Here is a 15,588-nt window from a genome sequence, read left to right on the forward strand (position 1 = left end):
GAATTATGTTTTGCCGGATTGCCCGGCGGTTTATTTAAATTTTGAATCAGGAGGATGGTGGATTATGGACAAGAAGAAAACGTTGAAGGCAGGAAAGAAGCTAGAGGCACAAAAGAGCAAAACACTTTCCCGCCGGGATTTTTTTCAGAAAGCTGGGGCCTTTGGTTTGGGCGCGGTTGCGGCGAGCTCCTTGTCTTTTCCGAACGTGCTCCGGGCGGCCGAGCCAATTAAGGCCGGTATTCTGCATTCGCTCAGCGGCACCATGGCGATCAGTGAGGTGTCGCTCCGTGATGTGGTGCTGATGGCATTTGATGAGATTAACTCGGCGGGTGGCATCCTGGGACGACCCATTAAACCTGTGATAGTCGACCCGGCCTCAGACTGGGATCTTTTTGCCGAGAAGGCAAAGCAGCTTCTACTTAAAGACAAAGTCGATGTCACATTTGGTTGCTGGACCTCGGTGAGCCGCAAATCGGTTCTGCCGGTGTTCGAGAAAAATAACGGACTGCTCTTCTATCCTGTCCAGTATGAGGGCGAGGAGTGCTCGAGAAATGTATTTTACACGGGTGCTACACCCAACCAGCAGCTTATTCCCGCAGCTGAATATCTCATGAGCGAGGATGGCGGCGGCTTCAAAAAATTCTATCTCCTTGGGACAGATTATGTTTTCCCGAGGACGGCGAACAAGATTCTGCGCGCATTCCTTTTGGCGAAAGGTGTTCCTGCCAAGAATATTATGGAGGAATACACCCCGTTCCATCATCAGGATTATCAGACCATCGTCGGCAAGGTGAAGGCATTCGCATCAGGCGGCGACGCCGCTGTTTTGAGTACCATCAACGGCGACAGCAACGTTCCTTTCTATAAGGAGTTCTCCAACCAGGGGCTTCGCTCCGAGGATGTGCCCATCATGGCATTCAGTGTGGCCGAGGATGAACTTCGCGGTATGGATGCTAAATCCCTCGTGGGCCACCTCGCTGCCTGGAACTATTACCAGTCAATTGACACGCCGCAAAATAAAAAATTCGTTAAAGATTTCAAAGCGTACTGCAAAAAGAAAGGTCTTCCCGGCGGGTCGAGCCGCGTGACGGACGATCCGATTGAGGCGGCCTACCTGGGTGTTCATATCTGGAAAAAAGCGGTTGAGAAAGCGGGCACCGCTAAAGTGGATGCCGTCCGCAAAGCGGTTTATGGAACCGGGTTCGAAGCGCCGGGTGGGTACAAGAAAATCGATAAGGAAAATCACCATCTCCACAAGCCAGTTCTCATCGGTGAAATTATGAAGAACGGTCAGTTCCGCATTATCAATCAGACGAAAGGGCTCGTTAGGCCTGCTCCCTGGAGCAAGTACACGAGCCCGGACAAGGGTTGCGACTGGGTGAATCATAAGGGGACCTATAAAAAAGCTTAGTAATTACATTCGATTCGGCGGGGAGGGGCCGCGTGCGACCTCTTCCCGCCGAAAAAATTGAATATTTGCCACTGCCGGCTGCAGTAGCGATTTGATGGAAGGGTCACCGGGAATATTTCGGTGCCGAATAACCCTTGGAGGAGGGAGCAGTGAAACAAGCCGGATATATGGCATCTCGCCTGATGCTGAAGGGCTATTTGGCGCGGATAAAAGTATTGCTCATTTTACTCTTGGTATTTTGTTTTTTGGGAATCCAGGAGGTGGGTGATGCCAGGGCCGCGCAGGCACCCTCAGATACTCAGGCAGAGATTGCCGAACTTATAACGAAAAGCCGAAAAAAAAGAAAAGAGGCTGCGCTTTCCCTCGCGAGGCGTGGTGACCCAATGTTGTTGTCCCTCCTCTTAGCGCTTCGCGAGGGCAGCCTCTATGCTTGGAAGCCTAGTGGGGGGGGTATAAAGGTCGTCATCGGCGGTGACGTTCTTAAAAAAGGGGATGAGGAATTCGTTCCCCTCTTTGAGGCCTACTCGAAAGCACCGTTGAAGGACTCTAGCGGCAAGCCGCTTCTCATCCCCACAAGTCAACTTCAGGAAATTCGAGCAGGCCGGCGAATTCGGCGGGCGATACGTCCCTACATCAGTCGCTTAAAGAATTCCGCCCAGCTTCTTTCTCCGGATCCAAATGTCAGGCGGGCCGCCGCGACGCGTATGGCCCGGCTCGGCGATCCGAAACTCATCCCCATTTTACGAAAATCCGCGGCCTCAGAATCTCACTGGCTCAGCCGTAATGCCCTTGAGGCGGCCATTGCCCTAATCGAAATGAAGGACGCTGATGCTAAAATCCGCCAGGCTGCGGCGAAAAAACTTGGAGAGATAAAGGCCCTGAACGCGGTCGGCGACTTGAAAACCGCCGCAGGGCTGGCCGATGGGAATAAAGGAGACGCGGTCCCCGCCGTTCGGGCTGAGGCGAAAAATGCGGTCAATGAAATAGAATATTACCAGAGCTGGACATCGTTTATCGACACGCTGTTTCGGGGGATGAGCCTCGGCTCTATCCTTCTTTTAATGGCTCTGGGGCTGGCGATTGTTTTTGGACTCATGGGCGTTATTAACATGGCCCACGGCGAGTTGATGATGATCGGCGCCTACGCGACATTTGTTGTTCAAGGTCTTTTCATATCCTATCTCCCGGAAAATTTATTTGGCTTCTACTTTATTATGGCCCTCCCGGCGGCTTTCGCGGCGGCGGCTCTTGTGGGCTATCTCATGGAAGTTTCCATCATCCGGCATCTCTACGGGAGGCCGTCAGAGACGCTCCTGACAACCTGGGGCATCAGCCTGGTTCTACAGCAGGCGGTCCGACAAGTATTCGGGGCGCAGAATGTTGATGTGAAAGCCCCCTCATGGCTGAGTGGCGGCTATCACCTAATGATTGGTGTTCAGTTTCCCTATAATCGACTTTTTATAGTTTTGTTGGCCCTTGTCTGTGTCGTGGGGACGTATACATTCCTGTTCCGAACCTGGGCGGGTATGCGCATCAGGGCAGTTACTCAAAACCGGGAGATGAGCACCTGTTTAGGTGTCTCCTCGAGGCGGGTGGATGCCTGGACATTTGCCTTTGGCGCCGGCCTTGCCGGTCTCGCCGGGGCGGCGTTAAGCCAGGTGGGCAACGTGGGGCCCGACCTCGGGCAAAACTACATTGTTGACTCTTTCATGGTCGTCGTCACGGGAGGCGTGGGCAAGTTGATGGGGAGCATCGTCGCTGGCCTTGGCCTTGGCGGGATGAACAAGTTGCTTGAGCCCGCGATGGGCGCCGTGTTCAGCAAGGTCATGATTTTGATGCTGATCATATTATTTCTACAGCGGCGGCCCGAGGGTTTGTTCGCCACCAGAGCGCGGGGGGCTTAAGCGTGCAAAGAGAGTTGATAAGCGAAAGACTGGAGCAAAAATTAGGGGGCGTGCTTCTCATCGCAGTTGCGCTGTTCTTTGTGGTGATTATGCCTTCTCTAAACGCCTTTACCGCGCCCGATTCAATGCTGCACATCTCGGGATTTACGCTTAATCTTTTCGGGAAGTATCTTGCCTATGCCATCCTCGCGCTAGGCCTGGATCTCATATGGGGCTACACGGGCATCCTGAGCCTGGGCCATGGGATTTTCTTCGGTCTGGGTGCTTACTGCATGGGGATGTATCTTGCCCTGGCTATCGGCGCCGAGGGTGTTTACAAGAGTGCTCTGCCGGATTTCATGGTTTGGAATCAGGTGAAGGAGTTGCCTTTTTTCTGGAAGCCGTTTCATTCATTTTCTTTTACCTTGGTCGCCGTTGTTGTCGTTCCCGCAATATTCGCGGCGGGGTTCGGATTCCTGGTGTTTCGGACCCGGATCCGAGGCGTTTATTTTGCCATTATTACCCAGGCGCTAGCTCTTTCGGCATGGCTCGTTTTTAACCGAAACGAAATGAATCTGGGCGGAACCAACGGTCTGACCGGGTTCAAAAAAATATTGGGATTTGAGCTTGGTAGCGCGGGGACACAGCGAGGGCTCTATATCGTTACGGCGGTTGTGCTCTGCGCGGCCTATCTTTTATGCCGGTGGATTGTGAACTCGCGGGCGGGAAGGATACTTCTCGCCATTCGCGATGCAGAGAGCCGGGTGCTTTATTCGGGATATACGCCCTCGAACTACAAACTATTCGTATTCACGGTTTCAGCCGCGCTTGCTGGAGTTGCCGGGGCGCTCTATGCCCCCCAGGTGGGGATTATCACACCGGGCCGCATTGGTGTTCTTCCCTCGATTGAAATGGTTATCTGGGTGGCTGTCGGCGGCCGGGGCACTTTGATTGGGGCCATCATTGGTGCGATCAGCGTGAACTGGGCCCGGAGCTACCTGACATCCAATGTTCCGGACTATTGGCTTTATTTCCAGGGCGGCATGTTTATTTTAGTGGTTCACTATATGCCCGATGGCATTGTCGGGTTGGCTCGTAGGTTTTCGGAGTTCGTGAAAAAGCTGATCTCCAAGCGAAGCCTCGCCACGCAGGTGCCCCCGGGCGATCCTGCGGCGGCAAGGGACTGGGAGCGAAATTAAATGGCCAATACTATTCTTTTTATGGAAGATGTTTCAGTTAGCTTCGATGGGTTCAAGGCGCTGAATAAGCTTAATTTTTCTGTCGATTATGGCGAGTTGCGCTGTGTTATCGGGCCGAACGGGGCGGGCAAATCGACTATGCTCGATGTGGTGACTGGAAAAATCAGGCCTGATACGGGGAGTGTTATTTTTAAAGAAACCACGCATCTCGATCGGATGCAGCAAGAGGAAATAGCCAATGCCGGAATTGGCCGAAAATTCCAGACGCCCACGATTTATGAAAACCTGACGGTTAGGGATAATCTTGAGCTATCGGCGAAACAGGACAAAACGGTGAAGTCCATGCTCTTTGGTGGCATGTCTGGCTCTGTTGGCGGCAAGGTGAACGAGGTGCTTGATGTTATCGGTCTTGAGGATAAACAGTATTGGCGGGCCGGTCTTCTGGCGCACGGCGAAAAACAGTGGCTTGAAATTGGTATGGTGGTTGTGCAGGATCCAGATCTCCTCCTTGTTGATGAGCCGGTTGCGGGAATGTCTGAGAGCGAGACGGAAAATACCGCAATTTTGTTAAAACGAATTGCCGAGGAGCGTTCCGTGTTGGTGATTGAACATGATATGAATTTTGTGCGCGAAATAGCAAAGCGAGTGACCGTACTTCATGAAGGTGCTGTTATCTGCGAGGGGTCTATCGATCACGTACACGCAGATGCACAGGTCATCGAGCTTTATCTGGGCAGGGGGTGAGGTAAGTGCTTCAGGTAGAAAATCTCAATACATATTATGGCGAGAGTCATATTTTGCGCGGGTTGAATTTCAGGGTGGAACCCGGCGAGATAGCCGGACTTATTGGCCGCAACGGGATGGGAAAGACGACGTTTCTCAAGTCGGTTGTCGGTCTCCTGAAGCCGCGCGAGGGAAGTATTCATTTCAATGGAGTCGACATCACCCGCCTGCGCCCCGAGGCACGCGCCAGGCTCGGTATCGCCTATGTCCCGCAGGGTCGAGAGATTTTTCCACAACTCTCGGTTCACGAAAATCTTCTCCTGGGGCTTGAGGCCCATCCCGAGCGCCCGAAGAAATATGAAGAGGATGTGTTCGAACTCTTTCCTGTCTTAAAGGATATGCTCAAACGAAAAGGCGGGGTTTTGAGCGGTGGCCAGCAACAGCAGCTTGCCATTGCCCGGGCGATGGTTGGGAAACCGAAACTCCTTTTGCTCGATGAGCCCACTGAGGGAATTCAGCCCTCCATAATAATTGAAATTGAAAAAATCCTCTGGAAGCTCAAGGAGCGCGGGGATGTCGGTATTCTTCTTGTCGAGCAGTATCTTGAATTCGCCTGGCGGCTCTCGGATCGTTATTACGTCATAGAAAAAGGTGAATTCACGGCAGAAGGGGCGGCGGAAGGCGAGTGTGACGATACGGTTCTTGAGCGTTTGACGGCATGATTCATGACGATAAATTTTTTAGCAACTTTTTAAAGTCAGGGGAGGGACTATGCATCTAACCCCAAGAGAGCAAGAAAAACTTCTCATCTTTGTTGCGGCCGAGCTTTCCAGGAAAAGGAAAGACAGGGGCGTCAAACTCAACTACCCCGAGGCGGTTAGCTTGATCACGGCGGAGGTTCTCGAGGGCGCACGGGACGGAAGATCCGTCGCCGAGCTCATGCAATTTGGCACAACGATCCTCACCCGTGACGATGTGATGGAAGGCGTTCCCGAGATGATCCACGAAGTTCAAGTCGAGGGAACGTTTCCCGATGGGACAAAGCTCGTAACCGTTCACGATCCGATTCGCTAAGAAGGAGCAGAAATGATTCCCGGTGAATATGTTGTTGGCGAGGGCGAGATCGTCCTGAACGAGGGAAGGCGGTCCACGACACTTGTCGTTGCCAACAGGGGCGACCGGCCTATTCAGGTTGGCTCGCATTTTCATTTCTTCGAGGTGAATCAGTTTTTGGATTTCGACCGGGATGCTGCTTTCGGCATGCGTCTGGATATTCCGGCTGGAACGGCCGTGCGATTCGAGCCAGGGGACGAGAAGGAGGCCGAACTGGTCGAGTTCGGCGGCGCACGCCGGGTCTTGGGCCTGAACGCGCTGACGGATGGAGAGATTGACGATGCTGGCGTAAAAGAGCAGGCCCTTAAGAATGCTAATAGAGAAGGCTACAGGGGGGCTAATTCATGAGCTTTCGTATGGATCGGCGTGCCTATGCCGATATGTTTGGCCCCACGAAAGGGGACAAGGTTCGCCTTGCCGACACCGAGCTTTTCATCGAGGTCGAAGAGGACCGCACGGTATACGGGGATGAGTCGAAGTTCGGCGGCGGCAAGGTACTGCGAGATGGCCTCGGGCAGTCACCGACGGAAACGCGGGATGGCGCCGCGCTCGATCTGCTCATCACGAATGCCCTTATTCTCGATCATTGGGGCATCGTTAAGGCGGATGTCGGAATCAAGGACGGTAAAATTGTCGGGATAGGTAAATCCGGCAATCCCCATTTAATGGATGGTGTGGACGACAACATGGTCGTGGGCGCCTCCACCGAGGTGCTTGCCGGTGAGGGAAAAATTCTCACGGCGGGCGGCATCGACTCCCATATCCACTTCATTTGCCCCCAGCAGATAGACGAGGCGATCTCCTCTGGCATCACCACGATGCTCGGCGGCGGCACTGGCCCGGCGACAGGAACCAACGCCACCACCTGCACCCCGGGGGCCTGGAATATTGCGCGTATGCTCCAGGCTGCAGAAGCCTATCCGATGAACATTGGTTTTCTTGGAAAGGGAAATTCCTCGCGGCCCGAATCGTTGGTTGAGCAGGTTCAGGCCGGAGCGCTGGGGCTCAAGCTTCATGAGGACTGGGGAACGACTCCTGCCGCAATAGATTGTTGCCTTGGTGTTGCCGACGACATGGACATCCAGGTTTGTATTCATACCGATACGCTGAACGAGTCGGGATTTGTCGAGGCGTCCATCGCCGCGTTCAAGGGTAGAACAATTCACACCTACCACACCGAGGGCGCGGGCGGCGGCCATGCACCGGACATTATTCGTGTGTGCGGCGAGGCGAATGTACTTCCCTCATCAACGAATCCGACGCGCCCGTTCACCATCAACACAATAGACGAGCATTTGGATATGCTCATGGTTTGCCACCACCTTGATAGCAAAATCCCCGAGGATGTGGCCTTTGCCGAGTCCCGTATCCGGGCGGAAACCATTGCTGCCGAGGATATTCTTCACGATCTGGGTGCCTTCTCGATGATGGGATCGGATTCCCAGGCGATGGGGCGGGTGGGCGAGGTGATCATCCGCACTTGGCAAACCGCTGACAAGATGAGGCGCCAGCGCGGTCGGCTCTCCGAGGAAACGGGAGAAAACGATAACTTCCGCGCCAAGCGCTTTGTGGCCAAGTACACGATTAACCCGGCCATCGCGCATGGTATTTCGGATTATGTCGGCTCGGTTGAGGTGGGAAAGATGGCGGATCTCGTTCTTTGGAACCCCGCCTTTTTTGGCGTGAAGCCCGAGGTCATCGTGAAGGGCGGATTCATTGCCCATGCCGCGATGGGAGATGCCAACGCCTCCATTCCGACGCCGCAACCGGTTCTTGGAAGGCCGATGTTCGGGGCAATGGGTGGTGCGGTTGGGGCGACTTCATATGCGTTCGTTTCGAAAGCAGCCGCCGAGCGAGGATTAGGCGGAAACCTTGGCCTCAAGAAAATAGTCGCTCCCGTTTCAAATTGCCGTGCAATCGGAAAAAAGGATATGCGCTTGAACGATTATCTTCCGAATATAGAGGTGGACCCTGAGACTTATGTCGTTAAAGCGGATGGAGAGGTTCTCGCCTGTGAGCCTGCCGAGGTCCTCCCGATGGCCCAGCGGTATTTCCTCTTTTAGGTGAGTAAATGATTGTCGTTGAAGAGCTTGTTGGAAAGCTGGCCGGGGAGGAGGCGCGCCGTGTAGAGCGGGTGGTCCTCGGCTGGGAGGATCGGTTAAGAAGCCGCCAGCGGGTGAAGTCCGATGCCGGAACAGAGATTGGAATTGCGCTGCCGACGGGACAGCCGCTCGCCGAGGGGGATGTTCTTTTTGAGGACGATGAACGGGTAGTTGTTGTAAGTGCCGTTCCGGAGGATGTGCTGGCGCTCTATGCCGATTCGGCCGAGGAGCTTGCCCGTATCGCCTATCAGGTCGGGAACAGACACGCGCCAGTGTCTGTTGGGAAAGAGCGGGTTTTGACGCCCTATGACAGTGTCATTGAGGAATATTTCAGGAAAATCGGCGTGCGCTGCGAGCGTGTGACCGAGCCCTTCACTCACGAGTTCGGCGTTCATCACAATCATCACCATTAACCAATGACCTCTAATACTCTATTTCGACTACTGCAAATCTCCGATTCGGCCTTTCCACGTGGTGCATTCGCACATTCGCTGGGGCTGGAAACCTTTGTTCAGGAAGAAAAAATTTCTAATGCAGATTCACTTGCCGAATTTATTGGAAATGTTCTTTCCGCAAGCGTGGCCACGCTTGATGGTGTGTACCTTCGTGAGGCCTGGAATTTTTCAAAAAATAAGGATCTTGAGGGATTGATGGCGATTGATTCCTCGTTTTCTGCCGCCAGGCCGGTGGCCTCTCTTCGGGATGCGAGTAAAAGCGTTGGGAGGCAGTTTCTAAGGACTGCGATTGGTTATATGGAGAGCGAGTTCGTTTGTCGATATGAGGACGAGGTGCGAGCCGGTAACTCTCCCGGCCACTATGCTCTTGCCTTTGGTGTGGCAACTTCTGCGCTGGGGTTTTCATGTGAGCAGGCGCTTGAATCATATTGCTACGGGGTCGTGTCGGGGCTGGTGGGTGCTGCGGTGCGCTTGGTGCCGCTCGGGCAAACGGATGGCCAACGGGTGACGGCTTCTCTTGAAGATGTAGTTGCTGGCACGGTTGAGGAGGCGTTGGTGCGCCCGCTTGAGGCGGCCTGCTCGCTAGGGCCCGGCCACGAGATTCGGGCGATGGCGCATCAACGGCTATATACCCGGCTATTTGTGTCATAGGAGATAAAAAATGTCTAAAGAACCCGTGAAAATTGGGGTGGGTGGTCCCGTTGGTTCGGGAAAGACGGCGCTGGTGGACAAGCTCTGCCAATCGCTTCGCGATAAATATTCTATTGCTGTCGTTACGAATGACATTTACACGAAAGAGGACGCCCAGTTTCTCACCCGAAGTGGTGCGCTCCCTCCTGAGCGAATACGGGGGGTCGAGACGGGTGGTTGTCCCCATACCGCCATTCGGGAGGATATCTCTCTCAACCGCGAGGCCATGGAAAACTTGATGCGGGAGCATGTTCCTCTCGACATTATTTTCATCGAGAGTGGCGGAGACAATCTGGCCGCGACGTTCAGCCCCGAGTTGGTCGACACTTCGATCTATGTCATCGATGTGTCGGCGGGTGACAAGATTCCCCGAAAAGGAGGCCCCGGCATTACGCGCTCGGAATTGTTGTTGATTAATAAAATTGATCTTGCGCCGCTGGTTGGCGCGAGCCTTGAGGTGATGGATCGTGACGCAAAGAAAATGCGCGGTGAAAGGCCTTTCTTCTTTAGTAATCTGAAGTCGGAAGAAGGGTTGGACAAGGTGATTCGCTGGATCGAATCAGACGTCCTGTTCGTGGGGGCATGAACATCGTGGCGGCGGCGCCAGAGCTTTCCCAGGTTGGGCGGCATGGCTACGTGTGTGCCGATTTTGAACTCTCGCGCGGGCGCACCATCCTGAAAGACAGTTTCTCCCGAATGCCTCTTAAGATCATCAGACCGCTTTACCCGGAGGGGGAGGACCCTGCTCATCTCACCTTGATTAATCCGACGGGTGGCTCGGTGGGCGGCGATCATCTGGAGGCGGCGTTTTCTCTTGGCGAGGGGGCGCAGGTTCTTTGCACCACGCAAGGGGCGACCCGTATCTACCGGACAGCGAGCGAGCCGGTAGTTTCCCGGACGAGCATCCGAATGGAAAAAGATTCGGTTCTTGAATATATCCCTGATCCAATCATTCCGTTTTCGGAAGCCCGATACCGGCAGGAGGTCGTGCTCGATCTAGCCAAGGGTGCGCGGGTGCTTTATGGCGAGATCCTTTATCCGGGCAGGGTAGCGATGGGTGAGTTTTTCGATTACTCGGAGGTGGCGCTATCCTTCACCGCACGGCTTGATGGCGCGCCTTTGTTAACAGATGCCATGGAAATTTTTCCGCAAAGGCTGGTGCCCGAGTCGCTGGGCTTGTTCGAGCCTTATCCCTATCTGGGATCGTTCTATGTGCTCGGCGGAGGAGGGGCGGCGCTGGAGCGTGCCGCAGAGGAAGTGGAGAGCCTTCTCTCGGGCGCTGAGGGGATTGCGGGTGGTGTCAGCAGTCTGGAAGGTCCCGGGCTAATAGTTCGCTGGCTGGCGGAGTCTCCTATCGGTTTGAGGCGGGTGTTCGATGAGGTTTGGAATATTGCACGCCTTTCTACATTGGGCCGCAAGGCGGTTCGATTAAGAAAATTTTAATTATTGATGGCGAATGTAGGTATGCAGAAATAGGGTGCCGCAACTTTTTCTGCTTTAATATTAAGTGCTCCGGCTAATTCGCATTTTTATTTTTTGTTGTAAGTGCCTGGTCTCTCCTTAATTTTTTTTATTCGACTCTTCCGGGCAGACCGGCCAGCACGCGCTGCGCCTCATGGAAGGCGACGGGGTCCTGCTCGGCGAGACCCATCTCGCAGCCCGCCTGTACAAGCTGCAGCCACATGCTCGCCACCATCGTTGGCGCGCCGAAGCGGCTTCCTTGCTCGATCATGAGCCGAGGAGTTTCCGTAGACATTCTTCCCTCGGGCTCGTAGTTGCCCTCGACCATCTTCGGCCCCTTGTCGAGCATTGTCTTTGAGTGGCAGGCACCGTCCTGAAGCACGGCAAGCAAGTTGTTCACGTCCATCCCCGCTTTTGTTCCGAGCGTCAGGCCCTCTCCCAGCGCCAGCCGATTTCCGGCGAGAACAAGATTGATGATGAGTTTCGTCAAGGCGCCGGACCCAACGGGTCCCATGTGGTAGGCCGCCCGGCTGAAGGACTCTAAGTATGGGCGGCATGCTTCAAAATCACTTTTCTCGCCGCCGGCGATAACGATGAGATCTTTTTCCCAAGCCATGGCGCTCGTGCCGCTTACGCAGGTGTCGAGAAATCGAATGCCGCGCTCGGCGAGGTCGCTCCCAAGTTTTTCGGTATCCTCGGGGCTGGTGGTCGATGCATCGCAGAGTATTAGACCTTTTTCGGCCCCTTCGATAATTCCGTTGGCCCCGAGTGCGACTTCTCTGACTATTTCTCCATGGGGTAGCGACGTTATCATCCAGTTGACGCCCTGGGCCGCTGCTGCAGGAGAATCCACCGCAGTGCCTCCCCGCTCGGTGAACTCATCCAGCCTGCGGCCATCGGTATCAAATCCCTGGACTTCAAACCCTTCTTGTAGCAACCCTCCCGAGAGGGCAGACCCCATCAGGCCAATGCCCACGATGCCTACTTTTTCAGCCATTTTGTCTCTCCTTGTTTAATGAAATTGTTTATTGAGAGTTCGACGAAACTCTTATTATTTTAACTGCGCGCCATAAATTTCTGGAACCCATTGATGTTCCCTCAATAAGACAAAAGGCGCATGTTGAATGTCGTTGCTTGGGGTGCCCAAAAAGTATATAATGTTGTCATTACATTACAACTTGTTGCGGAACAGCTAGGTGAGTCGTCTTTAAGTGTTTTGGGTAGCGAGGCGAGTCGAATATTTCTTGCAGGGGCGAGTGGTGTTTTGCCGACTCTCAGGATTTGAATAGCGGAAGTATTGAATTGATAGGCATTTGATTTTTGGGCAGGACTGGGGCCCAGGCGAAGGCAGACGATGCCTAGCCAATCGGGCTGTAAATTTTGAATGAGGAGGAATGAGTAATGGTTAAAAAAATTGGTCTTTTTCTTCTGGTTGTCCTCTTTTTGGGGGTTTCCATCGTTCCGGTAACTAATGCTTACAAAGGCTCCATTGCAGTCGCTTTACCTCAAGAACCTCCTACCATGGATCCAAATATCACGACCAACGCGATTGGATTCATGTTGTGGAGCTGGTCGTATGACACGCTCGTTAAATACGACATGTTAACGAAGACAGTGAAGCCTTGGCTCGTCGATAAGTGGGAGAAAGTTAATCCGACTACGGTTAAGTTCCACATTAGAGAAGACGCCGTATTCGCTGATGGCAGTCCCGTTACATCTCAAGCCGTCGTCTTTTCGTATAACCGTGTTCATAATCCAAAGCTAAAGAGCCGTCAGCGTGTTTACTACAAGTCCTGGAAAAAAATTGAAATCGTCGATGCTAAAAACTTCATCTTGCACCTAAAGTATCCGAACAACGGCATGTTCGGAATGCTTAGCCGTGTCTTTTCGATAACGAATCCCAAAGCAGCGGCTAAAGGAAAAGGGGAAGGGAAGAGATATCTTGCCCGGAACACGATGGGCAGCGGCCCCTACCTTCTCAAGTCGTGGAGCAAAGGCACGAAAATGGTTTTTGAGGCGAATCCTAAATGGTGGGGAAATAAAGATTACCCTAATCGCCCAAAAACGGTTGTGATGCGTCGCATCACCGAGCAGACCACCAAGGTGAAAGCGTTGTTGAAGGGCGAAGTGGACATTGTTTCTGCAGTGGAGGCTCACCTCCTGCCGCAAATTAGTAGTCACCCAAATACAAAAGTTGCGATTGTGCCAGCCACAAGAATTTTCTTTGTGAGCTTTGCCGACCGCTTTGGCGGCCCAATGACGGATATCAACGTTCGTAAGGCTCTTAATTATGCCATCGACGCTGATAAAATTCGTACGACGATTATGAAAGGTAATGTGGACCCATACCATTCGATGTATCATCCTTGGACGCATTCAGGCTATGACCCCGACCATAGGTGGTATGGCTACGATTTAGCCAAGGCCAAGGAATACTTGAAAAAATCGGCCTACCCGAATGGTTTCAAAGTTGAAATAGTGAATACCCGAGGCAGGTTCGCTTATGATGCGAAGGTAACCGAGGCGATTGGCCAGATGGTTGCTAAACTCGGTATCGACGTGAAAATAAAAGCCGTGAACTTCCCGCTATATAAGAAAACAGTTGTTTCTTATGGGAAGAAGAAGCAAAAGCGTGCCGGTATCGTTATGCGGAGCTGGGGCAATACTTTCTTTGATACCAGCAGCGTGGTTTCCGCAACGGGCTCTTGCACCGGCCCTTGGAGTGTGGTCTGCAACAAGGAAGTAGATAAGATGGACAAGGCTGCAAGTGCGATGGCCGATCCCAAAGCGCAAGATAAGGCTTTTAAAGCGGTTACGGCCAAAATGAAAGAAAATGCTATGCACAAGATACTTTATAAACTTAAACAAACGTTCGGATTACAGAAAAATATTTCATTTAATCCGCAAGGCAACGGTACTCTGAACGTTTGGGAGGTGGTCAGAAAGTAGGTTGACCCGAACACCTCTCTACATTTTTTCTCATACCGCAGGGGACGTTCGTTCCCTGCGGTATGTTTGGAAATTCATGTAATTTTTTCATTCTGAATCTGATAGGGGCGTTGCATGGATGTCGTCGAAAGAAAAATAGGCCGTATATTCAGTCTTAATTTTAAGCCTGAAGAAGATTTTTACGGCAACGTGGTTAAATTCGTCAAAGAGAAAAATATCCGGGCCGGTTCGGTTTTTTTTATGGGCGCGTTTTATGAACTCGATATCATACCTGGTGTTCTGCTCCCGTCTCCCCCGATGCCGCCTCCCGATGAAACCCGTCTTCATATCGATCAATGGGTAGATGTTCAGGGGCAGGGGATTATTACCTGGCCTGACTCTTCGCCTCCTGTCCATCTTGACCAACACGCATGGACCGACGATCCGGATCCGTACATTCATCTTCATGTGACGGTAAGCGGTGGCCCAAGTAAGCCAAGGGAAGTTTATGCTGGTCATCTGTGCGATGGCAGGCTCAAGGGAATGATGATGGATATCATCGAGTTGTTGTAAAAGGAGCTATTTACTTATTTTAAGTACTTTTTTTATTTTTTAAAAGTGTAGGTCTCGGGGATAGCCCATTGCGTGGATATATAATTCGTCGGCTCTTGCAAAGCTTTATTGTCATCAAGGGCGTTCTTTTGATCGTCTTTTTCATGTTGCAAATGACAGGCGATCCGGCAGGAATTCTGATGCCTGAGGACGCCGATAAAGAAGATATTGCACAATTTAAAAAGGAAATGGGTTTTGACCTGCCGATGCATATCCAATACTTCAATTTCCTTTTTGGTTATAACGAGAGTAAGGGTGTTCTCCGAGGTGATTTTGGTTTTTCTTTCCATCAGGAACTACCTGCTCTGGGTCTCGTTTTAGGGCATTTTCCGGCTACCGCCCTTCTTGCCTTCACGTCGGTGATTTTAGCGTCTTTGATATCCATTCCTGCAGGTGTGCTTTCCGCCGTTTACCGGAATACATGGATTGACTACTTCGCTACTGTGGGGGCGATGTTGGGCCAGTCGGTGCCAGGATTCTGGCTGGGTCTTTTGTTTATTATGTTTTTTGCAGTGAAATTGGAATGGCTGCCAACGTCGGGCGCCGATGGAATTGAGTACCTTGTTCTTCCCGCTATGACAGCGGGGCTGTACGCGACGGCGCGCCTTACCCGTCTCGTGCGTTCGGGTATGCTTGAAGTGCTTGGAAGCGACTATATTCAAACGGCCCGCTCCAAGGGCCTCGTTGAGAATGTCATCGTATTTCGACATGCGTTGAAAAATGCGTCCATCCCGGTCGTTACCTTGATTGGACTTGAGCTGGGCATCCTGCTCGGCGGAACGGTTGTTGTGGAGGTGGTTTTCTCCTGGCCGGGTGTGGGGTTTCTCGTGGTGGATTCCATTCGCAACCAGGATTACCCTGTAGTGCAGGCGGCTGTGGCATTACTCGCCACCTGTTTTGTTGTCGTTAATCTCAGCGTAGATCTTCTTTATGCATGGCTCGATCCACGTATCGCATACAAATAGAAAGACAGGACAATGGCGACGGAGCAAATCGAAGCGACTGAAATAG

General features: G+C 52.6%; 16 protein-coding genes. 15 read left to right on the forward strand and 1 reads right to left on the reverse strand.

The features are described 5' to 3' along the window. The first annotated feature begins 64 nt into the window (after positions 1-64). The 12 genes from urtA (at position 65) to HOJ95_06400 (ending at position 11,019) form a co-directional block, all read left to right on the forward strand. Positions 65-1,411: an urea ABC transporter substrate-binding protein gene (gene urtA, locus HOJ95_06345; protein MBT6394304.1), complete on the forward strand. Its 1,347-nt coding sequence runs from the start codon at positions 65-67 to the stop codon at positions 1,409-1,411. 149 nt (positions 1,412-1,560) lie between these two features. Continuing rightward, the gene (gene urtB, locus HOJ95_06350; GenBank protein ID MBT6394305.1) at positions 1,561-3,315 is read left to right on the forward strand and encodes an urea ABC transporter permease subunit UrtB; all 1,755 of its coding nucleotides are present in this window, start codon (positions 1,561-1,563) and stop codon (positions 3,313-3,315) included. Between the two features lie 89 nt (positions 3,316-3,404). Further along, complete coding sequence (urtC, locus tag HOJ95_06355) at positions 3,405-4,493, forward strand: urea ABC transporter permease subunit UrtC (GenBank protein ID MBT6394306.1); 1,089 nt, start codon at positions 3,405-3,407, stop codon at positions 4,491-4,493. Next, a complete protein-coding gene (urtD, locus tag HOJ95_06360) occupies positions 4,494-5,237 on the forward strand; it encodes an urea ABC transporter ATP-binding protein UrtD (protein ID MBT6394307.1) in 744 nt (247 codons plus the stop codon). It begins immediately after the preceding gene. Between the two features lie 5 nt (positions 5,238-5,242). Then, the gene (gene urtE, locus HOJ95_06365) at positions 5,243-5,938 is read left to right on the forward strand and encodes an urea ABC transporter ATP-binding subunit UrtE (GenBank protein ID MBT6394308.1); all 696 of its coding nucleotides are present in this window, start codon (positions 5,243-5,245) and stop codon (positions 5,936-5,938) included. Between the two features lie 49 nt (positions 5,939-5,987). Next, positions 5,988-6,290, forward strand: coding sequence for an urease subunit gamma (locus HOJ95_06370; GenBank protein MBT6394309.1), 303 nt, complete (start codon positions 5,988-5,990; stop codon positions 6,288-6,290). 12 nt (positions 6,291-6,302) lie between these two features. Next, positions 6,303-6,677 carry an urease subunit beta gene (locus HOJ95_06375; protein ID MBT6394310.1) on the forward strand — a complete coding sequence of 125 codons (375 nt, stop codon included), beginning with the start codon at positions 6,303-6,305 and terminating at the stop codon, positions 6,675-6,677. Further along, positions 6,674-8,392 carry an urease subunit alpha gene (gene ureC, locus HOJ95_06380; protein ID MBT6394311.1) on the forward strand — a complete coding sequence of 573 codons (1,719 nt, stop codon included), beginning with the start codon at positions 6,674-6,676 and terminating at the stop codon, positions 8,390-8,392. Before HOJ95_06375 ends, ureC begins: the two co-directional genes overlap by 4 nt. Before the next feature lie 8 nt (positions 8,393-8,400). Continuing rightward, entirely contained in the window at positions 8,401-8,844 is a 444-nt protein-coding gene (locus tag HOJ95_06385) for an urease accessory protein UreE (GenBank protein ID MBT6394312.1), read from the forward strand. A gap of 3 nt (positions 8,845-8,847) precedes the next feature. After that, positions 8,848-9,537, forward strand: a complete 690-nt coding sequence (locus HOJ95_06390) for an urease accessory protein UreF (protein MBT6394313.1) — start codon at positions 8,848-8,850, stop codon at positions 9,535-9,537. Between the two features lie 10 nt (positions 9,538-9,547). Next, positions 9,548-10,162 carry an urease accessory protein UreG gene (gene ureG / locus HOJ95_06395; protein MBT6394314.1) on the forward strand — a complete coding sequence of 205 codons (615 nt, stop codon included), beginning with the start codon at positions 9,548-9,550 and terminating at the stop codon, positions 10,160-10,162. After that, positions 10,159-11,019, forward strand: coding sequence for a hypothetical protein (locus HOJ95_06400; GenBank protein ID MBT6394315.1), 861 nt, complete (start codon positions 10,159-10,161; stop codon positions 11,017-11,019). Before ureG ends, HOJ95_06400 begins: the two co-directional genes overlap by 4 nt. Before the next feature lie 127 nt (positions 11,020-11,146). Here HOJ95_06400 and HOJ95_06405 read toward each other — a convergent pair whose 3' ends face one another. After that, complete coding sequence (locus HOJ95_06405) at positions 11,147-12,034, reverse strand: NAD(P)-dependent oxidoreductase (GenBank protein MBT6394316.1); 888 nt, start codon at positions 12,032-12,034, stop codon at positions 11,147-11,149. Between the two features lie 404 nt (positions 12,035-12,438). On the opposite strand from HOJ95_06405, the gene HOJ95_06410 reads away from it, so the two are divergent. The 3 genes from HOJ95_06410 to HOJ95_06420 all read left to right on the forward strand — a co-directional run bounded on the left by HOJ95_06410 (position 12,439) and on the right by HOJ95_06420 (position 15,542). Continuing rightward, positions 12,439-13,986 carry a hypothetical protein gene (locus HOJ95_06410; GenBank protein MBT6394317.1) on the forward strand — a complete coding sequence of 516 codons (1,548 nt, stop codon included), beginning with the start codon at positions 12,439-12,441 and terminating at the stop codon, positions 13,984-13,986. A gap of 114 nt (positions 13,987-14,100) precedes the next feature. Further along, complete coding sequence (locus tag HOJ95_06415; GenBank protein ID MBT6394318.1) at positions 14,101-14,538, forward strand: DUF296 domain-containing protein; 438 nt, start codon at positions 14,101-14,103, stop codon at positions 14,536-14,538. Between the two features lie 68 nt (positions 14,539-14,606). After that, positions 14,607-15,542, forward strand: a complete 936-nt coding sequence (locus tag HOJ95_06420) for an ABC transporter permease (protein ID MBT6394319.1) — start codon at positions 14,607-14,609, stop codon at positions 15,540-15,542. Positions 15,543-15,588 lie beyond the last annotated feature (46 nt).

This window comes from Nitrospinaceae bacterium (assembly GCA_018669005.1).
Lineage (GTDB): Bacteria > UBA8248 > UBA8248 > UBA8248 > UBA8248 > UBA8248.